This is a genomic window from Salegentibacter flavus, assembly GCF_900115145.1.
In the GTDB taxonomy this organism is placed as follows: Bacteria; Bacteroidota; Bacteroidia; order Flavobacteriales; family Flavobacteriaceae; genus Salegentibacter; species Salegentibacter flavus.
Genome location: NZ_FOVL01000027.1, coordinates 1 through 24,443 on the forward strand (window position 1 = coordinate 1; position 24,443 = coordinate 24,443).

The window sequence follows — 24,443 nt, forward strand, 5'->3', positions numbered from 1 at the left end:
TTTTTACTAATCGAAAGGTTCTTTGCGATAGTTTTTATTCCCTTTCCCTGTTGGCGTAGAAGAAGTATTTGTTTTACTTGACTCATTAGTTTTGGTTTTCCGGACATTTCTCATCTTTTGGTGGATACCACCAAATAAACTAAAACCTGAAAGAAAAAGCCTGGGGGGGTCAACATGCTCCCAAATAAATCATCCAGAGGGGTCAACATACTCCAGAATAATTTAAAATTCTAGCTATCTTCGTTTTCTTAAGGGGGGTCAGCATCCGCCAGAACGACAGCACGCTAAATATAGACTGTTAGGGGGGTCAGCTTAGTCCAGTATATCCAGTCACTGTCTCACCATCCTTGTAAGTACCAATCATTTTTACTTTATAGTCTCCTTTAGCGTTGGTCTCTAAAATGGTTTTTCCGGGAATACTCAATTCTTCTTCGGTATAAGGTCCTTAGGTCTTGGCCATTCCTTTGTTATCTGTAAGTTCAAGTTTGCAGGTAGTAAAAGCTTCTTTTGCTCCATCTGATTTAAAAGTTACATTGCTTGAAGCAGGTGCTTCCTGGATACCTTTAAGTTATACCGGCTTCAAAGAAGCTTTTGCACCGCTTTGGAATTCCATAAGCAATTCAGGAGAATTACTTTCTATAGATACTCTTCTGTCTTATTCACGCAAAAGGTCCAACTCCAGTTTCCCACCTGGTTGTTCTGATGGAAGTTTTGGTTTGTTTCTGCCTTCAACAGCAATTCTAGATGCATTTATCGCAAAGACATCTACAACCGGAAATCTAATGAACCAGAGATAAAAGAATATTATATCCCTAAATTAGCCGAAGAAAAAAATCCTATATTGTTCCTGAATAATATAAGATGAAAATGGAAAATTACAAGAGACATTTCAAAAACCGGAATAATTCAGGATTCCTCTTCCGCAAGCCGCTAAACTAATTTTTTTAAGACTCATAAGGCTAAATGAAAAACAAAATCAATACCATATCAGATTCTGATAAGCTTCTTTTAAATATTGAAAAACAATTTAACCTTGAACCTTTTTTCGAGTCATCGACCGATTTTCTATGCATCGCCGGCTATGACGGATTTTTCAGAAGGGTAAATCCGGCATTTATTAAGTTAATGGGTTATACCCGGGAAGAATTATTTGCCAGTCCCATAAGCCATTTTGTACATCCCCAGGATAAGCAGAGTACAGCTGAAACGCGGGCCCTGATTTTGAAAGGAACTCCATTGTTACACTTTCAAAACCGTTATATCACGAAAAATCGGGAAATCGTGTGGCTCACCTGGACCTCCATTCCCGAACCCTCCCTGAATTTAATTTATGCCATTGCAAAAAATATCACCCATATAAAGAAATTGGAGGAAGAACGAAATTCCCTTCTTGCCACCCTTACAAAAGTAAATGCAGAATTTAAACAATTAACCTATACCACTTCCCACGACTTAAGGTCTCCCGTAAATAATTTGCTTTCAATTTTAAGTCTTTTAGATATCTCGAAGATCCAGGATGAAGAAACCTTGCTTTATATAGAAATGATAGAAACTTCAGCTTTTCAGTTGAAAAACACCCTGAATAAGCATATTGATATTTTAAATGAAGAAGATAAATTAAACGTGAAATGTGAAAAGGTTAATCTAAAAGATACCCTGGATAATACCCTTGAACCATTAAGAACTTTGATTGAAGATTCAAAGGCTGTATTCAATATAGATTTTTCGGAAGTGCCGGATATAAATTTCAATACTTTTTATCTGCATAGCATATTTCTCAATTTGATTTCAAATTCAATAAAATATTCCAGACCCGGAATTACTCCGGAAATTACTATTTCATCTAAAAAAGACGATACTTCTACACGTATCATTTTTTCTGATAACGGACTTGGTTTTGATATGGAAAAGGTGGAAGGAAAAATTTTTGGGTTACACCAGAGTTTTCATGATCACCAGGACAGCAAAGGTATAGGTCTATACCTGGTCAATAATTACATGAATAGCTTAGGGGGCAGTATACGTTTAGAAAGTAAGGTGAATGTGGGAACAAGCTTTATTTTAAAATTCAGATCTTAAAATTAAATTCAGCAGCTTAAACCGGGCATAGCTGGAGAGAAAATACTTTCCTTAATAAAGCATCCTAAAATTGAAACGAATTATTATGCTTCGCAAAGCACCGAATCCCTTTTCAGCCATACCGCTATGTACAAAAGGCTCATAACTTCTTAATCATTTCAAATTGCTTTCCTTTTAGTTCTATATTTTTTGCTTTCAGGAACTCAGTAATTGAATTACATGAAATAGCTGTATTGACAAATTTTACTGTATCCGCCTTATTGTATTTCATAACTTCATTAAGCAATAATGTCGCTATTCCCTTTCTTCTATTTTGCTTTTCCACCGCTATTTGGGTAATATCTCCTGAAGCGGGCTCAAATATAGAATAGCCAATAAGCTTTTTTTGGGTATACACTCCTAAGGAAATAAAATCTTCTGGCGCTCTATTAATTGCCTCAAAGTTGTTTTGCCAGGAAGGATAAAAATCCCAGAAGTCAGAAATTGAGTCCAAATTTACGGTCTCCATTTGTTTAACTGAATAGTCTGAATTTTTTATTCTGCTGTCAATATTTTCACTTTTCTGCATAAAATAATTAAACTCGCGGGTTGTTTCAAATCCAAGTTTTTTATAAACAGAGATGGCTTTAGGATTGTGTTGCATTACTTCCAGCAGGTATTGTTCAATCTTATTTTTTTTCAAATGCGGCAGTGAAGTCAGGAAGATTCCTGATGCTAAACCTCTCCCTCTATAATCTTTTAAAGTTCCCGTTCCTGTGTCATAGGCAGTCTGTATTCCGTTAACATGCCCTATACCATTAAAAGTAAAAGCCACAATTTCATCATTATCATCAAATGCGGCAAAAGACAATTCAGGAACAAAACCACGTCTTTTTAGCATAGTTTTAAGTTGTGCTTTATTCCACTGAACTTCATAATCGGCAAAAGCCTGGGAGAATGCTCTAAAAATCGTTTCGTATTCTGTTTTTTCAAGAGACTTTATTTCCATTGATTATTTTGCTGAATTTGGTTTTATACAATGCTATGAAAAAGCACTAATAAATGTACTTATTCTTTTTCGATCTCTTGTTTAAGACTGTCTATTGTTAATCCCTGAAGGTTTTGGGTTCGGTGAGTGCGTAAAATGTACTTCACAGGCTTTTCATTCAACCGGATAGTACCGTCTTCCTGAATGAAACCGGCCCATTCGGGTGTATTTATTCTTAAGGCCTCGTTATTATACAAATTGCTGTCTAAATGAATGATGTGGTTATAGACGCTTATTTCTTTCCCAAAAACCCCGTTTATTTTAAAGTCGGTTAATGCATTTTCGTCGGAATCAAAGAGTACTACAATGTAATCTTTGTTGGTTGTTATATTAATATCAATGGTACTTTCATTGTGGGTTATAGAGACGGCGATCAATATGCCCAGGACTAATTCTCCTATAACAATTACTTTGTATGAAATCATTCTTACCAGGATCCTGTCAATAATATAAAAAACTAGGATACTTAAAGTGATTGCACCTACTACTGCACCAATAAGCGCTGCTTCCGGCTCACTATTAAAAACAATTATTAAAACGTAAATTGTGTAAAGTATGCTCAGGGCAGCAATTACTACTAAGGGAGTAATCGGAAAGATTAGCTTTTTTAGTGTTTTACTCATTCTATTCCAGGTTAGTTGTTCCTAATCGCCAAATCACAGCGAAAATCCTATGGTTTCAAGTCTTCTCTTGCCCTGCAAACAGGCAGATTTATTATCTTTCAGCAGTTAATCTTACTACTGCAATTCCGGTTATTGCCTGGAACAGGCCTGAAGTAAAATAGAGGGGTTGTAAAAAATCCTTGTATCCTATAAATGCTATTTGAGCTATTATCCAGATCATTAAAATTAAGCCAAATATACTTCCAAACTGAGCCCGTTTATTTTTCTTTTTAAATGTAAGCCAGAAGCCAAAAACATTTCCTAGGCCTACAAATAAGAAAAGTATTATTCCCGGGAAAAGGAAGTCAGTGAAAGGTGTGTTTTCCAGCCATTCCAGTTTCATGCTGAGGCTGGAAGGATCGTCGATCAGCATAAAACCACCGAGGAGTCCGCTTAGACCATTGAATAACTGCATGACACCTAATATGATAATAAGATTGGTCTTTGTTTTTTTGCTCATCCGTTTCCCTATTTGGCTCAATCTGAACGGTCAGGTATGAATCGATTACTTTTACTTTATTGATGTCTAGCCGTTCATTTTTTTGCTTGTCCAAAAAAACGAACCAAAAAAAGGACACTTTTTTGGAGGTGTTTCCGAATCGCTACCGCGTTTCGGAACCGTACTTTCCCGGCTAAATTTTCTCCAAGGCTTCAAAAATTTTACGCCGGGAAAGCCCTACACTCAAAAAAGAATTTTGATAATAAATTATCATTATAAAATTCTCGGAGTCCATTTTTTGATTTTTGTAAAATCTTAAATTTTAAAGACCAATGCTTTTTTTTCTAATCCTTTTTCACTTAAGGGGCCGAGCCTTTGACAGCTCTAAGCTCAGGACAAGCTTCGAAAATGAGGGCGAGTTTTCTAATTTTAGTTTTTTGAGGTGAAAAAATGGATATTGGATTCAATTTTCATTTATGAATCTTGCGGGATGCTAAACATACATCCGGCTAATTCTTTCGAGTCCGTTGGGGTCGCTGATCTTAATTCGGGTGCCCTGGGTGCTGATAAGCTTTTCAGACCTGAACTCTGAGAGGAGTCGGTTAACGGTTTCTTTAACCGTGCCTATATAGCTCGCAAGATCTGATCGGGTTATGGCTACCTGGTCAGGTTCTCTGCCATTGGTACTGAATTTACTGTTAAGACTAAGCAGGGCTTCCGCCAGCCGTCCCCGTACCGGTTTGTAAGCCAGCTCTACTATTTTTTCATTGCCTTTCCTGATATTCAGGGCCAGTTGTTGCAGCAGACTTCTGAAAATCTGATCATCCTCTTTTAAAACTTCCCAGAAATCCTGTTTAGAAATGAATAACAGGGAGGAGTCTTCCAGGGTTTTTGCGGAATTTCCATACCTGCTTTGGGAGAATAGGTCGGAGAGGCAAAGCAGTTCAGCATTAGTCACAATCTTCAGGATCTGTTCTTTTCCTGAACTCCCCAGTTTAGTAATCTTTATACTTCCGTTCTCTACAAAATAAGCGCCAAGGGGAGTACTGCCTTCCTGGTAAATCAACTGGGCTTTTTTATAGTACAAATAATCTGCCCGGGCCCTTAAAGGAGCCGGAATCTCCGGGGCTTTGTTTTCGGTGGAATATAAAACAGCTGCCATACGATTTTATTTAAAAGATTAACCAGTAACATCTATGATGGAAATTAAGAATAAAACCCCGCGGCAACAATGACAAATGTCATCTTTTAGTTTTGAAAAGTGGGTGTAATTAATTTTAAATCAAGTAATTATGAGGGGCTCTTTAAGCCTGTTAATCCTGATCTTTTAAGGAGGCATTAGAAATTATCCGGCACCTGACGGGAAGAAACAAAGCTGTGCCAGACTTGCTTCAGAGGCAGTGATTTTTGTTACCAGGACCGGGATTTAAAACGTTTTTTATGATAGCAAGGGTTAGCGATAAAGCTGTTTAATTTGTTTAATTTCAGAGTGTTGGATGAAAATCTGAAATTTATTAACCTTAAAAAACTAAAGCGATGAATTTATTTAGTACTTTTTTAAAATCGGCAATGATTGCCGTGCTCATGATCTTCTTCACGGGATGTGAAAAAGAAGAGTTGAACGAACAGCTTTTTGAAGCCGAAGCCTCGGTGAATTCAAAAGCTCCTAATGCAAAGGCAGAGGCAGAGGAAGAGGCTGCAGGAAATAACCTGTCTTTCCCGGTTATCTGGGCGGAGGGAATTGATAAAGATCTCAGAGAACGTCCTGCTGATTGGGTAGAAGGCTATTATTTACTTACAGGAGAATGGTGGTTCGTATGGGGTCCTGAACCTGTAGATCCGGATTCACCTATTTACAGTTGTGCTCCCAGTCCTTCTGATGAATTATTATGTTTAGACCAAACCGAACCGGGTACTGAAGAGGGCCTTTATAAAGGCTGGGTGCAAAAAGACGCGGGCAACTTCTGGGAGGCTTATAATGATTTCGCAACCCTTCCTGTAAATGTTGACTTTATCGACTGGGGAGATAACCTGGAGTCTATAGACTGGAACATTAAATCCAGAGTACGTACCGAACTTGTGCTCTATGAAAATGTAGTGGACCAGGGAGAAACTGTCCCCGTCCTCCAATACCCAATGAGACATGTTGATGGCTGGGGTATTACCGAAGTGCACGGACTTCAGACAGATCTTGAGGATAATATCCAGTTTGATAATGTGACCGGGGATCAGGCTACCGTTTATTCTGAGCGTACCAGGATGACCATTCAAAAACTTAATGTAGACCCCGAAAATCTAAGTGAAGGTGATTTAACTTGGGACGCAGGAACTTCTGAATGGGTAGATCATGGTAGTGGAGAGTCTCTTATTAATCCATCAATTTTAAACCAGTCACTTGCCGAGGCAGAAGATGGCCCGGGCTACTTTAATGCCGAAGTTAACGTTAAGGGTAAAATAATATACGGTTATACCTGGGATATGAAAAAAATGAATGAAGGTACCGGATTTTACAGGATCACTTATAGCTTTGATGCAGATGATGGATTAAATACTTTCATCACTAATTCCACTACGATAATTGTCGCGGAAGAAGAGGAAGATGAGGGACATGAAGATGAAGTAAATGCAACAGAAGATGCTGAAGCTGGAAGAGGCGGAGAAGGAATGGTGGATTTTGTTAATAATCTTACCTATATGGACATTGAAATAGTTGGAAAAACTACCGGTGGCGGTGGTGGCAACAGCGGCGGCGGTAACGGCGGTGGCGGCAACAATGGTGGCGGTAATAGCGGCGGTGGCCATGGCAGCGGCCATTAGATAATATGATTAACCATTCTAATAAGAAAAGCCGGTCTACAGTTAATGTAGACCGGCTTTTTAATGTTTGATAATTTTTTTCCTATTTCCCCTGAAGCTCCAGGCTTGTTTCGGGAATTTCGATGGCTCCATCCTTGAGATAGGTGTCAAACCAACGCATCATTCTAAGCATAAAGTCATACCTGGCTGTAGCTTTTCGGTTACCATGGCCTTCCCCGGGATAAAGCACCAGTCTTACCGGAGTATCTGTCCGGGTTTTAAGGTGACGGTATAACTCGTAAGATTGCCCCGGATTTACACGGGTATCTTCTTTTCCGTGGAGGATAAGCAGCGGAGTTTTGCCCTGCCCGGCATAAAATATTGGGCTGCGCTCAAGGTAGAACTGGTAATCGTCCCAGATGCGTTTACGGCTGTGTACCAAAAACATTTCCTCTGGAATATCACTGGTACCCCATTTTGAGATGTTGTTGCTGATACCTACAGACATCACCCCGGCAGCAAACCTTTCGGTGTGGCGGGTGGCCATCCAGGCGGTGGCGTAACCTCCATAAGATCCCCCTGTAACTCCAACTTTATCTTTATCGATATTATAATTTTCAATAAGGTGATCTACCCCGTCAATAATATCATCAAATTCCTTTCCGGCAGGATCTCCCTGGCTGGATTTAGCGAATTCAATGCCTCTACCTGTACTTCCCCTGTAATTAGGATAGAATACCGCGTAGCCCTGTGCTGCACCAACCTGCCCGGGCATGCTGTAGGCGGTAAGCCAACCATTGTCGTAATGCGCTTCCGGGCCACCGTGAACTACGGTGATCAATGGGGTCTTTCCTGAGGTCTCTAAAGGATGGATCAGGATACCCTGAAGCTCCAGTCCGTCTTCAGCCTGGTAAGTGATCACTTCCTGTTTGCCCAGTTCTCTGTCTTTCAGCCAGGGGTTGGAGTCTGTGATCCTGATAAGTGCAGAATTTTTAGAATTCAGCATAAAAAGTTCCCCGGGATGTTCCGCAGAATTCCCTGTGAAGGCTATGCTGTTATTATTAGCTGCAGAAAAACCGGTAATATTGAGGTTGCGGTCTGTAAAGACTTTATTCATTTTATCACTGATATCCAAGCTGAACAGGCTGCTGTAAACCCCTTCGCTGGCAAGCACGGTGAGGCTTTTGTTATCATTCCATTCAAGCTGGTGAAACTGACCTTCAAAGTCTTTCTGAAGAATTTTCGGGCTTCCCCCGGAAGTTTCAGCGATGAAGATGCGGCCTTCAATGGGGTCGTGTTGATCTTCCCCTGCGATAAAAGCTATTCGTTTGCCATCAGGACTCCATTTTAAAGCTCCCATTTTGCCTGTATGATCAACTTGCGCAGTGATCTTTGAAGTATTCTCATCTACAAAATAGATCTTCTGGCTGGTATAATATTCGTCTACCAGGGAAGAAGGAGCGGCGCTTACGGCAAGGCTGGTTGTGTTTGGGCTCCATTGCACCGAGGTGACATGGCCTTCCACTTCCAGTTTCTTCGGGCTGGCATCATTAAGGTCTACAATATATGCCGATGCCTGCTGAAGATCGGTTTCATAGATCTCGGGTTGATAGGGAAGGGGATTATCTTCCTCTTTTTTAATTGCTGAAACAAAAGCAAGCTTGGTTCCGTTTGTATGCCAGTCGTAAGAAGAAATATTGCCTTCAAACTCGTAGAGTTTCTGAGCTTCTCCACCGTTCAGGCTAATTTCATATAAGGCCGTAGCCTTATCGTCTTCCTTTTGGGAGGTGAAACTGATGCTGTTGTGTTCCGGTCTCAGTTTAACATTGGAGGCGCTATATCCGGTTACAAATGGGGTAGCCGTTTTGTTGCCCGTGTTGTAAACATAGAGATGTGTGGTTGCAGGCATATTTTCCTCAGTAGGATCGGCCGGCACCAGGAGCTGGTAGACAATCTTTTCTCCATCTTCAGAAATGACTGCATTGGAGATTTGTTTGATATCTGCTACATCCTCGGGAGTAAGTCCGCTTTGCTGCGCAAACAGACCATGGAGGACAAAAAATAAAAGAAGCGTGATTGAACTTTTCATGTGGTTTTTACTTTAAAAATTTGATTCTTAAAGATACCGTAAAAAGGGAATTCCTACAAGTGCCTGAACCGGAACCCTAAACTAGTATTATCCTATAAAATCATCGAGGGAAAGAAGCTTTATGAAAATCATCGGTTTTTTGTTTTTAGAGAAACAATTGTATTCCACGTTAAGAAGTTTTGCTGATGGGAATTGGAGAAAAAGGATTCCCTTACTTTCTGCCCGGGCGCAAAAAAAAGGCCGCTTTTTAAACGGCCTCTTTAGTAGTAAGTAAGTCTGTAAATTACCTTTTTAGTAATTCCAGCATTTTATCAAAGATTGCTGTATTCTCATATATGCCTTTAAAATTCTCAGCTCCGGGGCCATAGGCGAAAACGGGAACCATAGTTGCGGTATGGTAATCGGTACTAAATGCACCTTCAATATTTCCTTCATCATCACCGCCCAAAATAGAGTAACCACCGGTTTCATGATCGGCGGTAATAATTACAAGCGTGTTGCCATCTTTTTTGGCGAATTCAAGCACCTCACCAATAGCCTGATCAAAATCGATCATTTCAGCAATGATTCCTTCGGAATCGTTGGCATGCCCGGCCCAGTCAATCTGTGAACCTTCAATCTGCAAAAAGAAATTTTCTTTATCTGAAAAATAATCCAGGGCTTTTTTTGTTGCCCGGGGAAGAATATCTTTTCTACCCTCTAAAATACTTTCAGGTTGTTTGGCAGCAATAAAGGCAGCTATTTTATCTTCAAAAGGACCAGAAATTGAATCTACATCATCGTAAACCCTGAAGCCTTTTGCACTTAGACTATCCAGCAGGTTTAATTCATCTTCGCGCTTGCTGAAAAAATCCTTACCACCTCCAATAAAAAAATCTACCGGTGCCGAAAGCATGTCCATGGCAATGGCTTCATCCATGCTTCTGGAAGGCTGATGTGCATAAAAACTTGCCGGTGTAGCGTGAGTTATGGAAGAGGTGGCGATAATTCCGGTGGCGTAGTTTCCGTTTCCGGCAATTTCCAGGATGTTTTCAATAGAGGTTGTGTCGGCATCTACACCAATAGCTCCGTTATAAGTCTTTTTCCCGGTAGAAAAAGCAGTAGCTCCCGCAGCAGAATCGGTAATGAGACCACTGGTTGATCCTGTTTTGATCAATCCGATATGTTTGAATTCCTCCAGGTTTAGTTCGTTATTGTTTCCTATCATTCCGGCGGTAATTTGGGTCAGGCCCATTCCATCACCAACCATAAAAATGATGTTCTTAGGTAGGTTAATTTCTTCTTTTTCTTCATTTGAGCTGGTAGAATTTTTGTCTGTTCCGGTTTCACAGCTAAAGGAAAAAAGAAGACTAAAAAGAAAAATAAATCTGATAAAAAGTTTCATTGAGTGAATTGTTAAATTTTATGTAAAAATACTCATAAAAATGATGATAAGAAAGTTTGGCGTTTCAGGTTTTGAAGAATATTTTTCTATAAGATAGTTACTGAGAATGTAAATATTGAACCTTTTCCTTTCTCACTTTTCGAGAGACCCGGAAAACCTGAAAAATCACTTGATTAGCGGGAATAGCCACTCCTTCAATAACTCCTTTGGAATCGCATTGGGCCTGACATATAAAATTGTAATAAGAAAGTTCCTGTTTTTTAAAAAATTATTAGGTTTAGTGATATCAGTCATATTTCCAGGAGAATAAAATACATAACTTTATTAATCAGGATAGTTCATAAAACCAACAAAGCTGTCTTATTACTTACGATTAGAGTAAGACCGTATTAATTAAAAATTCCCGTCTTTACTCTTGCTCTTAAGTTGAAGAAAATCCTGCCTTAAAACTGATTTTTCCATAAGAGAAATCTTTTTATATAAAATATAAGCTCAACATTTTAAATCTACTGTTATGCAAGTCAAGAAAAATGCTAAAGCAGATCTTGCGAGTTATAGTATGATCTTTTTCCAGGTAGGGTTAATACTGGTTCTGGCTGCCACTTATATAGGTTTGGAGTGGAAGTTTACTGAGCAGGATCAAAGTATTTTATATGAGGTAGAGGTAGCTGATGAGGATACGGAAGAAATACCGATTACACAATTAGATAATCTTCCACCCCCTCCGCCTCCACCGCCACCTCCAGCTCCTGAAATGGTTCAGATAATTGAAGACGATCTGGATGTTGAAGAGGATCTAATTCAGTCAACAGAAACAAACCAGGATGCTAAAGTGGAGATGATAATTCCGGTTTCAGCAGTTGAATATGAAGAGGAGGAGGAAGAAGTGGAAAACGTGCCTTTTATGATCGTTGAAGAAGTTCCTGTTTTTCCGGGATGTGAAACGATCAAAGATAAAGACGAACAGAAAAAATGTTTAAATGATAAGATCCACGCTCTTTATGCACGAGAATTTAATACGGAGATAGGGGCAGAACTGGAACTTACCGGTTTTTACAGGATCTATGTAGGGTTTAAGATAAATGAAAAAGGGGAGGTTGCTGAAATCCAAACAAGAGGGCCACATAGAAGACTTGAAGCTGAAGCAGAACGGGTAGCTAAACTTATCCCAAAAATGGCTCCCGGCAAACAAAGGGGAAGACCGGTTTCGGTAGGATATTCTTTACCTGTTGTTTTTGAAATGCGGCCCTCCAGATAGTGGATTTGGAGGTTAATTGAGCTCTATCTTTCTGAGATCATATTTAATAATCAAAACCTAACTCAGCTTTTATCAGTTTCTTAACTGTATTGCATAGTGGTTTTCTCTATATTAAAAAGAAAAATGGAAAATTACGAAAACCTGAACAAACAGTACATCAACGGGGAATGGGTAGAAGGGAATGACAACTCTGAAATTAAGAATGTAAACCCTTATGATAACTCTGAAATCAACACCTTTAAAGGGGCAAATAAAGAGGATGTGGACCGGGCTTATAAAGCTGCAAAACAAGCTGCCATCAAATGGAGGAAGTCATTACCCCAGGAGCGTTCAGCGGTAATTCAAAAAGCTGTTGAGATTATTTCAGAAAGAAAAGAAGAGATTATTGACTGGCTGATAAAGGAAGGTGGAAGTACCCGGGTGAAGGCAGAAGTGGAAATCCAGATCACCCTGGGGATAATGAAAGAGTCTGCTTCTTTTCCAACCCGCAGCCATGGGTACATTTATGATTCCTTTACCCCCGGAAAAGAGAGCCGGGCCTATAGAAAACCTCTTGGGGTTATAGGCATTATTAGTCCGTGGAACTTTCCCATGAATCTTTCAATGAGATCTGTTGCTCCTGCTATAGTAACAGGTAATACAGTCGTGCTGAAGCCGGCATCTTCCACTCCTGTAACAGGAGCTACCTTAGTCGCGAAGATCTTCGAGGAAGCCGGGCTGCCCAAAGGAGTTCTTAATGCGGTGGTAGGAAAAGGTTCAAGTATTGGAGATGATTTTGTGAAGCATCCAATACCAAATCACATTTCCTTTACAGGATCTACTCCCGTTGGTAGAAATATCGGAAAGATCGCAGGTGAAAACTTAAAAGAAGTTTCCCTGGAATTGGGAGGAAATAACATTTTTGTAGTTATGGAAGATGCCGACATTGATTTGGCGGTTGAAGCTGCTACCTTCGGAAAATTCATGAACCAGGGGCAAATTTGTATGTCTGTGAATAGGTTTGTGATTCACGAAGATGTTGCAGATGAATTTATTGAAAAATTCATAAAGGCAACCAAAAAGCTGAAGTATGGAAACCCTGCCGAGGAAGGGGTTCTTGTAGGTCCGCTTATAGATCACGACCAGGTGGAAAGGATTCTTAAGGATATTGAGGCCAGTACTAGTGATGGTGCCACGATAAAGTTAGGAGGTAAGGCCGAAGGAAATGTGCTGGAGCCTACCATTATTGATAATGTCAAAGATGATATGCCAATTGCCGCAAACGAGATCTTTGGTCCAGTGGCTCCAATTCTTAGATATTCTTCTGAGGAGGATGCATTAAAAATAGCAAACTCAAAAGATTTTGGTTTAACAGGAGCCGTTTTTACCAGAAATACAGAAAGAGGAGTAGCTTTTGCCAGGAAAGTTGAGACAGGAATGATTCACATAAACGATCAAACTGTAAACGATGAGCCTAATGCACCTTTCGGCGGTGAAAAAGGTTCGGGAATAGGAAGATTTAACGGAAAGTTTATACTGGAAAAATTCACACGACTTCAGTGGGTTACCGTGCAGCACGAGCCGCGTGATTATAGTCCGTTCGCCTAGAGAATATTAATTTCAAGATGTATCGGTTCTACTGGTAGTTCGTCTTTTGTGAAGTTAATTTTTCCAGATGTAGGAAATTTTCAAACAGGTTTTAAGGAGAACTAAAAGTCCAAATGGGTCCTATAGCTCTGGCTCCTTTATCATCTTTAGCCACAACCTGCCAGAAATAGGTGGTTCCATTGTTGAGGTTTACTTCAAATGATGTTTCAACCAGATCTTGTTCGTATAATGGTGGCTCCTCTGTCGTGCCAAAATAAATATCGAATTTTAATGAATCTCCATCCTCATCCTTACTAGACCATTCCAATAAAACAGAACTTTGATCTACAGTGGAATTATTTGACGGAGTTTCAGAGTTTGGATTTTGAGGAATAGAATTATACGTAAGACTTGGTTCAGTAAAAAAAGAGCGTATTTCGGAATAGTCACTCCTGGCTCCTTCTTGATCAATGGCCTGTACCTTCCAGTAATAGGTGGAACCTTTTTCCAAACTTAAACTCACTGAAGTGTGGTTGATTTGCCGCTGATCGAAAAGTTCTTTGAAATCTTCACTTTCTGAAATTTCTAATTTATAGCTCACCTCTTTTCCTTCAGGATCTGTTGATGTTTCCCATTCGAAGTTAAGTGTGGAAAAAGAGCATGCCAGATTAGCCACAGGTAATAATAATTTTGGAGCTGAAGGCGCCTTGTTTGCCGGCTTTTCTTTTATGGGTTCCTTTTCAACAGGATCGTCAATTTTTTCCCCGGAACATGCCATTATAAGTAAGGATATGAAAATGTATGAAAAACTGAAATTTATTTTCATCTTTTGATAAATTTGAGAGCGTGTTGCTTTTCTAATTGAACCTGTAGGTAATATATTCCAGCAGGCATAGCAGAGGTGTCAATGGTTAAGTTTTGCTCGTTATCGGGCTTAAGATTCCCTGAAAATATCAACTGACTGGAGCTGTTGAAAATTCTTACAGGGACAAATTCGTAGGGGGTATTTGGTAATATTACTTTGGCCACTTCGTTTACAGGATTAGAACTTAAACTTACAGAGCCGATAGTTACCAACATGTTAATTTTACCTTCGCAAGCACTTGAGGAACTAACTTCTAAGATATCTCCATCTTTTACCGGAATATCGAAATTATTTTCCCGGTATACTCCGGAATCTTGCCCGTTAATTTTAACCAGGTAAGGACCCGTACCCTCCTTCACAGAAACCTGCATGGTGTTTTTCCGGATACGGTTTTGAGCCTTGAAAGTTTGGCCTCCTTTAATTTCAAATTCAAAACACTGCCGGGTTTGTGACTCGTCCTCAACCTGGATGCAGGCCGTGTAAAAGCCGGGCGAAAGAGCTTCAAATGACATACCTAAACGAAATTCATGTTCTTCGCCATTAAGATCAATTATATAGTTATGTTCTTCAGTCACATCAACTTTAAGCTGGCCATTATTTTTTCCGGGACAGGTCTCATTTCTTGTCGATAATTTAAAATTATCAGGCGGCAGTTGAACAGCTTCACAACCATGCTCATTAACTGGTGTCCCCTGTGGAGTATCAGGACATTGATCCAAAAAATCTGAAACTCCATCCCCGTCCAGATCAGCATCGGGAAGTGGCCCTATGTAGTCTTCAACAATATTCGCATATCTGCTTATGGCTAGTCTGGACCAGTTGTGTCCGTGTTCCGTATAAAGCCCTTTTCCAACCACATGATAGACATTAAGAGCGTCATTCTCATCAAATAATGCGACACTTGGATGTAGAAGTCCTTCGAGGCTGAATCTATCCTCGTAGTCGCCGAACTGATCGAAAATCATCACCAGTTTTTTATGCCTCACATTCAGTAATACTTTATTATTTTTTTCAATGAGAGTTGGATAGTGCTCTCCAAAGAAATAATTTTCGTCATACTGTCTCTCACTTATCAATTTCAATCGAGGAGAATAAATTCTTACAGAATAATCCTTTAAAATGCTAAATATCCAATTATTGCTAAGTATCACAGAATTCATCACCGATTCTCCGGTATCAATATAACTATATTCATTAGTTGGCGTTAACTTATGAATTTTACCATTATAATTACCAAAACGAGAGGAGGATACAATAAAATTCCCTTCCTTGTCTACAGTATTGGTATAGTTTATTTCCATATAGCTGTCATTTCCAAAATTCAGCGTCCTGGTCCAGGAATGTTCGTCGTTCAAATAAAAGCTAACTGTTTTTCTTTCTTCTCCTATTTCATATCGGTAAACATCCCCGTTTTCAGCCTCGAAAGAAAAAGCAGGCTCTTCCCAAAGATCAAAATCCTCATCCACAACTTCTTCATCCTGATATATCAGGCCAGGATTGAAACGGATCACTTTTTTTGAATAGGGTGCTTTAGATCCGCCAAGGTTTAGGTTATTAGGACCATAGAATTCCCTGCAGGACACAAGAAAATCTCCGGAGGCATCTCTTATCATTTCATAATTGTAATACTTGGAAGTACCTTCCCCATTAAAACTGAATTCTGCTGATAAAGCTTTATCACTGAATTTTCTGATATAAAAATCCTCTTCAGAGTTATAATCTGATCCCTCATATTTTGCTGAAATAGTGGTTCCCACGAGAAAGGTATTTCCGTTGATAGCATGGAGATCCTGCGGATTGAAATAAACTTCAGTAGGACTTTCCTGATAAGTCTGAAGCAGGTTCAAATCCAGATCATAGCTTTGAAGACTGCCAGATAAAGTTCGCACCAGGATTTCATTAGAATCTATTTTGCCGATGTTTCCGGTAATAGACTCAACTCTGGTTATAGATAATAGTTCCCCATTTTTGGAAAATTTTTCGAGAGTTAGGAAAGGTTCATTTTTGTCTTCGGTAATAGGCTGAGTATTACTTAGAATTAAGATTTCATTATTGTCATTAATCCGTACATCTAATAAATATTTATCTGTGCTTCCATCATCATCCAGGAAGAAATTGATTTCATCTGTAGGCGATATAGAAAATATGAAGAGCCCCGGATGCAGAGATCCCAAATCATCGTGGAAATTACCATCTCCAATATAGATGTAGTTACCTTCTCCATCTGTAAATGATTGAGTAGTTTCTTCAAAAAGACTGTTTTTGATTCTGTTAACCTGGTGTTCGCTTAGATCTAAGATTTTCTCTTCAAAGCCGAATTCATCGAATCTTGTAAAAAATAGAGTTTCGGTTCCATCATATTGTAAACTAAACCCCTGATATTGATCATTTGTGTGGGATAGTTTTGAAAGCGGAACATCCACGTGGTATTCTTCTGAGGGGATACCATTTGGTGAAATTTTAAAAAAACTGGGGCTGCTATAAGATTCCTGACTTTTCTGATAGTTGAAGTTAAGATAGCCTTCATCATCGAAAAAATAATAGTACTGATTCATATTTAAGGTTGAATTCTCAACCGTTTCAGGAGATTTATACTCCCAAAGCTTCTCACCAGAAGGACTGTATCTTACTATTACAAAATTGGCCTCTGTTCCCCCGTAATAGTTCTTGGAGACTACCCAAATATGATCCTCTTTGTCTATCAATAGATCCATAGGGTAATCATAACTTATGCCGTCCCAGGACAACCGGTCGCTCCAGTTTTCCTCTAAGTTTTCGTTTAGGCTAATTATTTTAACATCACTAAAAGAAAAATCTCTTTCGGTATATCCCGCTACAATTAGATTTCCACGGTTATCCTTTTCTGAAAAGAATATCGCATCCCGACTTGTATGTTCATTGTTTCCATAGGTAACACGTTCGGTTGGGATTAATGGGGCCGGGATTTCCTGGGCTGCCGTGAAAGCTGGTAAAAGTATAATGCTGAGGAGGATCCTTACAAAGAGTAGATTCATTTTAAACCGGGGGATAAAAGAAAAGTTAAATATATTAAAAAAATCTTAAAATTTATTCCTAGCCGATGGGGTGAGCATGGAATTATATGATCTCTTGAAATTTAGAAGCCTGTGAAATTTTCGATTTATTTCGAATCTTTTAATTAATAGATAAAGTAGGAGGAGTTGGTTTTGGTCTTAATGATTCCAGATTTGTAAATAGAAATTCGGGGCTGCTATCATCGCTGATCTCTTAAAACAGAAATTCCCGTTCAGGTGACGAAACCTGACGGGAATTTTTGTTTTTAATCCGTTGCGGGATTTCCGCTTTATTGTGGAGTAAGGAGGGTATTTTAAAACCATATAAAATAGGCATTAAGCTTAGGTTTAAACGTTCAGATATTAAACAAACGCTTTTAAGTTCCAATAAAAAAGCGTCGGAATAGGATCCCATAAACCGCGAATGTTTTTTGTAGAAAACGGATTTCAAACTGAAATAAAGAAAAGAGGTTTTTGGAAATGACCGAACGTTAAAGCTTAATGTCACAAAGGCAATGCAGCATTTATTCCGGTTAGAAATCAGCAATCATTGAATAGCCATTTTGTTGGTATCCGATCAAGGATATCCAGCCGTTTTCCACCTGCACAATCTCGGGTAGAATGGAATCGGCAGAAACGTCGAGAGCATGCGCGGCTGCCATACAAATCTCAAACCTAATGCCGTCTGAATCCATGGCCGATATCTTTTCGGCAATATCATTTTGCGATCCCGAATCACTTTTCATGTTGTCAGTTGATACAAGATTTACGGAGGGGCCAATTAACACAATAATAATTTCTGGTTGCTCGCCTTCTATCACCAAGCTCGGATCCTCTATCATTTTATGAATGAGGTTCAGGTGGGCCATAGCTTTATCTGAATCACTGATCCTGAAGTCGAAGACAGTCTTTGCTGAGGTAACTCCCTCCATGGCCTCATAGGAACTTTCCGTCTGTGCATGTGCCATTTCCTGTTGCATTAAGCCCAGAAAAGATATTACTACTATTAAAAACATTGATTTTTTCATAACGAACTAATTTAATTAAAGAAATAATTTATTTGACATTTTCGTATTCTGCACCTTAATAGTTCTTCTATAGGCCCATTTTTTTGCTACTAATCCATCGATCATCCCTCCTCCAGTTTGTACTCACGTGAAATATTTCCCGGGTTATAGATAAATTGCCTCTGTTGTATTCAGCCTGTTTAAACCATTAATTTGTTCATTTATAATTTACATAACTTATTTAGTTTTTCCAAGTTCTGTCCCTCAAATAATAGTTCTTTCAAATGCCTGTTTTCAGCGGATACCGCAGTTAATAAAGATATAGGATTGGTAGAGATGTCTAAAGTGGATGGGTAAACAGCATAAAAAAAATTGATGAGATTCTCCCCCGGCCTCCCTCATAAATGCACCAAGGTGAACCCAATGTAGCGATGAATTTATTTGTCACCGCAATTGTCGCCTATAAACAAAAAACCCCGTAAATCCAGGGATTTCGGGGTTTTTGATAAAGGCTGGTAGCCAAAAAGTGGAGTCGGAGGGAACGACCGTTTTTCAAAGTTTATAGAGTTTATAGGCTTTGCCAGAGGGTATTAAAAATTGGTCACCGGATTGGTCTCGCTTTAACAATTTTTAACGTTTTGCTTTTAAAATTGAATCGTTTTGATGTGGTTTAAGTGTTCAGTACTTATCAATTACAACTTACTTTTTTGGAGGGCTTATTAGATTATTTTTTTAAAATCCAAATGGATTCGAATAACTTCGGTAGATAATGGAAAATCAAGCTTGAGAATATTTAATTTTTTTTGATGAAACTATGATTTTGTGGAAGTTCATAATGTTTAAAAACTAGCAATCCAGAATTTATTTTTCATAACCTTAGCTTAAAACATAGAAAACGCTAAAATTAAATGAAAGGCTTTTATTTGGGAAAGCCTAAATTTTAATGCAAACCAAAGAAACGCTACTATCAGACCAGCAATTATTAATCGAGTTGAGAAATGGCAATGAAGCCGTTTTTCCTTTAATATTTGACAGGTATTGGAAAAGGCTTTATTCGTATGCTTTTAAATTATATCGGGACGATAAGATTTGTGAAGATATCGTTCAGGAAATATTTATTAGCCTTTGGGAAAAAGCTTCAGAATCCCAAATTTTAAACCTGGAAGCCTATTTATTAAGATCGGTAAAATACCGGGTAGCAAACCATATTAGAAGTTTGAAATTTTCCACTAGCCAGGAAGAAATTCTGAATAGTATTCCTTACCCATCAAATTCAGTGCTCAATCTAGAGTATCAGGAGTTTGAAAATGAAGTACTCTCCAAGGTAAAAAAATTACCGCCCAGGTGCCGGGAAATTTTTGTTCTTAGTCGCTTTGATAATTACAGTAATTCAGAAATTGCTCAAAAACTGAATATTTCTGTTCGTACCGTCGAAAAGCAAATTAGCAATGCTCTTTCCTTTCTCAAAACTAATTTAGAAGACTCTCAATTCACAGTGCTTATTACCGCAATGTTGGTTCAATGTTAATCAACCTTCCTTAATATTAAGAGTACTTTAAGAAGCAAATTTGGTGTACGTGTTTAGCCCGGAAACTGTGACTTGTAGTTAAAAGCAGGTTTTGAATAAACACGAACTTATTTATCTAGCAGAAAAATATGCAGCTAAAAAAGAAAACTCTCAGGAAAAGCTGGCAGTAGATGTTTTCTTAAGAAAAGTACAGGAGCAGGAAACTTCGTTTTTGAACCTAGGGCAGGAAAAGCGCGATAAAATTTATCATAGGATAGAGAATGAAATTTACCTTAGGAAGAAACCCCGAAAGATATACTGGCAAAAAATAATAGCATCCGCTGCTGTACTTTCCCTTATAATAGGTACTGTTTTGCTAAGCCTCATTCTTGATAACACTATTACTCAGGTTGCCTCCAAAGGTGAAAAGAAGGAAATTGAACTAAATGACGGGAGTAAAATATTTTTAAATTCAGGTTCAAAGATTAGTTATCCCGAAAACTTCAAAAAAGATCGAAGAATCACTCTCGAGGGGGAAGCATTTTTTGAAGTAGCTCCAAACCCGGAGAAACCTTTCAGAATTAAAACAGGGAATACCAACACCACCGTTTTGGGAACCTCATTTAATATTAATGCATATAGCAAAGGAAAAGAGAAGATTAGCGTGAGTTCCGGGGTGGTAGAAGTTTCTTCTTTAAAAAGTCCTTCTCAAAAAATGAAGCTGACCAAAAATATGCAGCTTGTTTTCCACAATGGCAAGAAAACTCTGGTTACTACAGGTACGAGTTCAAATTATAACGCCTGGACAAAAAATATAATCGTATTGGAAAAGACAAGTTTAGGTGAAACTGCCAGAATTCTTGAAAACTGGTTCGATATAGATATTCGGTTCGCCAATTCCGATTTAAGGAAGCTCACAATTTCGGGAAAGTTTAAAGATGAAAACCTGGAAACCGTATTACAAAGCATCGCGCTTATTAAAGATTTAAAAATTGAGTATAAAACCCCCAAAAACATCATTATAAGAGAACATAACAAAAATTTTAATTGAATTAGCCAAAAAAACAAACCCGTTTCTGCTGCAACAGAAACGGGTAATTAAAAAATTAGACTACAAATTTTAATCTATAGCCAAATTGTAATGAATACTAATCTACAATTTTTTCTAAATAATTTTTTTAAATCCATTGCATTTTTAGTGGTGGGTTTACATAGCTGTTTGGGTGGAATAGAAGCCCACGCCACAACTATTAAGGATACATCAATAAGTATTGAGGTTGAAAATGCATCAATTCTGGAAGTTTTTTCAGCTATTGAAGATAAAACCCGATTTACGTTTGTTTTTGATGAAAGCATAAAGCAAAATCAATATACTTTTACTTTTAACCTTGTTAATGAAAAATTAGAGAAGTTATTAAATAAAATAACAGACAAAACTGGTTTTTCATTTAAGAAGATCAACAACACAATCACGGTATATAAGAAACCGGAAAAAAAAGAAAAGCCTAAACCAAAACACTCACAAAACGAACAGCAAAGACTTGAAGGAATGATTTTGGATGAAGATGGCCTACCCTTGCCGGGGGTCACTATTCAAATCAAAGATAGCAACAGAGGAACTATCACTAATATGAGTGGGGAATTTTTCTTAATGGTTGATTCAGATGATATCCTGGTAGTTTCATTTATAGGGTTTGAGACTCAGGAAATACCGGTTGAAGGTCGATTCAACATAAATATTACTCTTCAGGAAAATTTAGATGCTTTAGATGAAGTAGTAGTAGTAGGATATGGTACACAAAAAGAAGAAAATGTGGTTGGGTCGATTAGTACCGCCAATCTGGGGAATATTGAAACCCGTCCATCGGCTAACATAGCAAGTTCTCTACAAGGAGCTGTACCCGGCTTAAATATTAGATCCTCATCTGGTGGTGATCCATCCACAACTCCTGAGATAAATATTCGGGGCTTTAATTCTATAAATGGGGGATCTCCACTTATTATAATTGATGGAATAGAAGGTGATATTGCCAATATCAATCCAAATGATATTGAAAGTGTTACTGTTTTAAAAGATGCCGGAGCAGCAGCTATTTATGGTGCCAGAGGTTCTTTTGGGGTAGTGCTGATAACGACTAAATCCGGAAAAGAAGGCGAATTCAATGTCGAATATTCCAATAATACTGGTTTTACAACAAATACTACCCGTACCGATTTTGTGACTAATCCTGCTACCTATGCACGCTGGGTGGATGGTGCTATTGGTTCTTATCATAGCGGTTGTTATGTATGCTATGACGATGAGGACATGGAAATTGCTGAGCAGGTAGGAAATGGAGAAAGAGAGCCTTTTTATGAAGAGCAGCCTGATGGAACCTATAAGTTCTTTGGAAATACTGATTTCTATGATTTACTGTTTAAAGATCGAAGATCACATCAAATAAATAATATTTCAGTTTCTGGTGGTTCCGATAAATTAACCGGTGTTATCTCAGGACGAACCTACGAACGTGAAAAGATTCAAAATATTCAGGATGCTGAGATGAAACGATATAATCTACAGCTTAAATTGAGTGCTACTCCTTATGACTGGTTAAAGTTAAGTGCATTAAGCAGGTTTAGTAGTAGGTTCGATGAGGAATATGCTGGTACAAAAAACGGATGGGGAGGTGAATTTGGCGTTAGTAAATGGCGTGATCTTTTTCCAAATCATCCCGCCTTTGTAGACGGCTATGGGGTTAGTGTTGGACGAACCAGGAATGGATATGTTGGCCGTTTAGGTGCCCTGAAAGAAGGTGCCGCTCACAGGCAATGGCAGTATGAAAACCTGACTAATACCCTTGGTGCTGAAATTAAACCCATAGAAGGATTAGTACTTAATATGAATTATAACTATAGTATTGACCGAACAGATCGTACATTTTCCTATAAGCCATTCAGTTATCTATCAGGAGAGAAACTTGAATTAATTGAGAATGCGGGCCTTAATCGACTTAATGAATATCGTTGGAAGGATAATTATACCGCAATAAACATATATGGAACCTATACCAGGGAAATTGCAGATAAGCATAATTTCAAGCTTATGCTCGGTTTTAACCAGGAGGAGTTTGACCGGGACAGAGTGGGAATGGGAATAGAAGATTTGTTGACCAGAGACAAGGCTAATATTGCTTTTGGAACGGAGATGTTAAATATGGAAGGTTCTACTTTGGAATGGGCTATTCAGGGATATTTTGGCCGTTTTAACTATGATTATGATGGTAAATATCTTTTGGAAGTTAATGCTCGTTACGACGGATCATCTCGTTTCCCCGAAGAAAATCGTTGGGGGCTTTTTCCTTCTGTAGCCGGGGGTTGGATAGTTGATAAGGAAGATTTTTGGACACCTCTGGAAAGCGCAATATCCTCATTAAAGTTGAAGGCATCCTATGGGAAACTGGGAAATCAAAGTGTAGGAGTAAATACTTTCAGGCAGTTAATAGGTATGGGCAGAACCTCGTGGTTATTTGATGGAGAACAAGAGAATTATGCCAGGGTTCCTGCACCACTACCGGCTAATATTGGTTGGGAAAAAATTACGTCAACAAATGTAGGTGTTGATATGGGCTTTTTGGATGATAAATTAACCGCCTCTGCTGAATGGTATGAGCGTCATACCCGTGATATGTATTTGCCGGGAGAACCACTTCCGGGTGTCTTTGGAGCCTCAGAGCCACGGCGTAATTACGCTGCCATGCGAAACAGAGGCTTTGAGGTAACCCTTGGTTATAATGACCAATTTAATGTACTGGGTTCTGAGCTATCTCTTAGTGCACAGGCAAATGTGTCAAATAACCGTGGAGTAATTACAAAATTTGACAATCCAAATGGTTTATTAAGTACCTTTTGGGAAGGACAGCAAATTGGAGAGATATGGGGGTATCGTATAGATGGCCAATTTCAATCTGATGAAGAAGCTGCAGCATTTCAAAATGAATACGGAAGAGATAATCTCTTTAGGGTTTACAGGGGGATACTTGATTACGGCTCCAATAGTGATTGGAACTTACTTAGAGGGGGCGATCTAAGATATGTAGATACCGATGGGGATGGTAGTATTGATAATGGAAATAATACGCTTGAAGATCCGGGGGATTTGGTTCCAATTGGTAATGCGATGCCACAGTTCCCATTTGGCTTTAATGTAAATGCTTCATGGAAAAACTTTGATGTCACTGTTATTGGACAGGGAGTTGCCAAACAAGACTGGTATCCCAACGGACCATTGTATTGGGCTACCTTCCACAGGCCATATACATCTTTTATAAGAAAAGATCTTTTGGACCAGGTTTGGGATCCTGCGCATCCTAACGATCCGAACAGGATATACCCTCAAAGGCAAAGGGCTTATAATGCCTTAAGTGCCGGCCGTATGTCTTATAATTACAATGACCACTTTTTAACCAATATTGGATATCTAAGGATTAAAAACCTTACTGTGGGGTACACCATTCCAACAACCATTACTAATAAAGTTAATATTAAAAGGCTAAGGATTTTCCTTAGTGGGGAGAATATGTTTACCTGGTCTTTTGGAGGCTTAACGAAATATTTAGACCCGGAAGAGGTGGGTGCACATGTAAGTTATTCCAACCCTAATAGTGTAAGCGGAAGATCGGCTACAAATACCCAGTTATATCCTATGGGCAAAACCTTTTCAGCCGGTGTGCAGATCAACCTGTAATTTTTC

At 38.7% G+C, this 24,443-nt stretch carries 17 protein-coding genes; 8 read left to right on the top strand and 9 right to left on the bottom strand.

Going from position 1 to position 24,443, the window contains the following annotated elements:
- The first annotated feature begins 485 nt into the window (after positions 1-485).
- Together BM266_RS15420 and BM266_RS15425 are read left to right on the top strand one after the other, a co-directional pair.
- The gene (locus tag BM266_RS15420) at positions 486-797 is read left to right on the top strand and encodes a hypothetical protein (RefSeq protein WP_093411289.1); all 312 of its coding nucleotides are present in this window, start codon (positions 486-488) and stop codon (positions 795-797) included.
- A gap of 166 nt (positions 798-963) precedes the next feature.
- On the top strand, positions 964-2,079 hold the full coding sequence (locus tag BM266_RS15425; RefSeq protein WP_093411291.1) for a sensor histidine kinase: 1,116 nt from the start codon (positions 964-966) through the stop codon (positions 2,077-2,079).
- 139 nt (positions 2,080-2,218) lie between these two features.
- Here the strand turns inward: BM266_RS15425 and BM266_RS15430 are convergent, their stop codons facing one another.
- The 4 genes from BM266_RS15430 to BM266_RS15450 form a co-directional block, all read right to left on the bottom strand.
- The gene (locus tag BM266_RS15430) at positions 2,219-3,067 is read right to left on the bottom strand and encodes a GNAT family N-acetyltransferase (protein WP_093411293.1); all 849 of its coding nucleotides are present in this window, start codon (positions 3,065-3,067) and stop codon (positions 2,219-2,221) included.
- A gap of 59 nt (positions 3,068-3,126) precedes the next feature.
- Positions 3,127-3,729 carry a hypothetical protein gene (locus BM266_RS15435; protein ID WP_093411296.1) on the bottom strand — a complete coding sequence of 201 codons (603 nt, stop codon included), beginning with the start codon at positions 3,727-3,729 and terminating at the stop codon, positions 3,127-3,129.
- Positions 3,730-3,820: 91 nt separating this feature from the next.
- The gene (locus BM266_RS15440; protein ID WP_139220672.1) at positions 3,821-4,228 is read right to left on the bottom strand and encodes a hypothetical protein; all 408 of its coding nucleotides are present in this window, start codon (positions 4,226-4,228) and stop codon (positions 3,821-3,823) included.
- 472 nt (positions 4,229-4,700) lie between these two features.
- Entirely contained in the window at positions 4,701-5,369 is a 669-nt protein-coding gene (locus tag BM266_RS15450) for a Crp/Fnr family transcriptional regulator (RefSeq protein WP_093411302.1), read from the bottom strand.
- Between the two features lie 374 nt (positions 5,370-5,743).
- On the opposite strand from BM266_RS15450, the gene BM266_RS17180 reads away from it, so the two are divergent.
- Positions 5,744-7,024 (top strand): hypothetical protein, encoded by a 1,281-nt coding sequence (locus BM266_RS17180; protein ID WP_093411304.1) that lies wholly within the window; start codon positions 5,744-5,746, stop codon positions 7,022-7,024.
- 82 nt (positions 7,025-7,106) lie between these two features.
- Here BM266_RS17180 and BM266_RS15460 read toward each other — a convergent pair whose 3' ends face one another.
- Entirely contained in the window at positions 7,107-9,092 is a 1,986-nt protein-coding gene (locus tag BM266_RS15460) for a S9 family peptidase (protein ID WP_093411306.1), read from the bottom strand.
- A gap of 283 nt (positions 9,093-9,375) precedes the next feature.
- Complete coding sequence (locus tag BM266_RS15465; protein WP_175494821.1) at positions 9,376-10,476, bottom strand: alkaline phosphatase; 1,101 nt, start codon at positions 10,474-10,476, stop codon at positions 9,376-9,378.
- Positions 10,477-10,990: 514 nt separating this feature from the next.
- Between BM266_RS15465 and BM266_RS15470 the strand changes: the two genes are divergently transcribed.
- Both BM266_RS15470 and BM266_RS15475 read left to right on the top strand, forming a co-directional pair.
- Positions 10,991-11,734, top strand: coding sequence for an energy transducer TonB (locus BM266_RS15470; RefSeq protein ID WP_093411308.1), 744 nt, complete (start codon positions 10,991-10,993; stop codon positions 11,732-11,734).
- 123 nt (positions 11,735-11,857) lie between these two features.
- Positions 11,858-13,321: an aldehyde dehydrogenase family protein gene (locus BM266_RS15475; RefSeq protein WP_093411335.1), complete on the top strand. Its 1,464-nt coding sequence runs from the start codon at positions 11,858-11,860 to the stop codon at positions 13,319-13,321.
- A 91-nt stretch (positions 13,322-13,412) separates the two neighbouring features.
- Here BM266_RS15475 and BM266_RS15480 read toward each other — a convergent pair whose 3' ends face one another.
- The 3 genes from BM266_RS15480 to BM266_RS15490 all read right to left on the bottom strand — a co-directional run bounded on the left by BM266_RS15480 (position 13,413) and on the right by BM266_RS15490 (position 18,225).
- Entirely contained in the window at positions 13,413-14,126 is a 714-nt protein-coding gene (locus BM266_RS15480) for a glycoside hydrolase family 78 protein (RefSeq protein WP_093411310.1), read from the bottom strand.
- Entirely contained in the window at positions 14,123-17,179 is a 3,057-nt protein-coding gene (locus BM266_RS15485) for a T9SS type A sorting domain-containing protein (RefSeq protein ID WP_093411312.1), read from the bottom strand. The genes BM266_RS15480 and BM266_RS15485 overlap by 4 nt, the downstream gene beginning before the upstream one ends.
- Before the next feature lie 551 nt (positions 17,180-17,730).
- On the bottom strand, positions 17,731-18,225 hold the full coding sequence (locus BM266_RS15490; protein WP_093411313.1) for a DsrE family protein: 495 nt from the start codon (positions 18,223-18,225) through the stop codon (positions 17,731-17,733).
- 922 nt (positions 18,226-19,147) lie between these two features.
- Here BM266_RS15490 and BM266_RS15495 point away from each other — a divergent pair.
- The 3 genes from BM266_RS15495 (at position 19,148) to BM266_RS15505 (ending at position 24,437) form a co-directional block, all read left to right on the top strand.
- Positions 19,148-19,732: an RNA polymerase sigma factor gene (locus BM266_RS15495; RefSeq protein ID WP_093411315.1), complete on the top strand. Its 585-nt coding sequence runs from the start codon at positions 19,148-19,150 to the stop codon at positions 19,730-19,732.
- A gap of 91 nt (positions 19,733-19,823) precedes the next feature.
- A complete protein-coding gene (locus BM266_RS15500; RefSeq protein ID WP_245760470.1) occupies positions 19,824-20,762 on the top strand; it encodes a FecR family protein in 939 nt (312 codons plus the stop codon).
- 90 nt (positions 20,763-20,852) lie between these two features.
- Positions 20,853-24,437, top strand: coding sequence for a TonB-dependent receptor (locus BM266_RS15505; protein ID WP_093411316.1), 3,585 nt, complete (start codon positions 20,853-20,855; stop codon positions 24,435-24,437).
- The last annotated feature ends 6 nt before the right edge of the window (positions 24,438-24,443 follow it).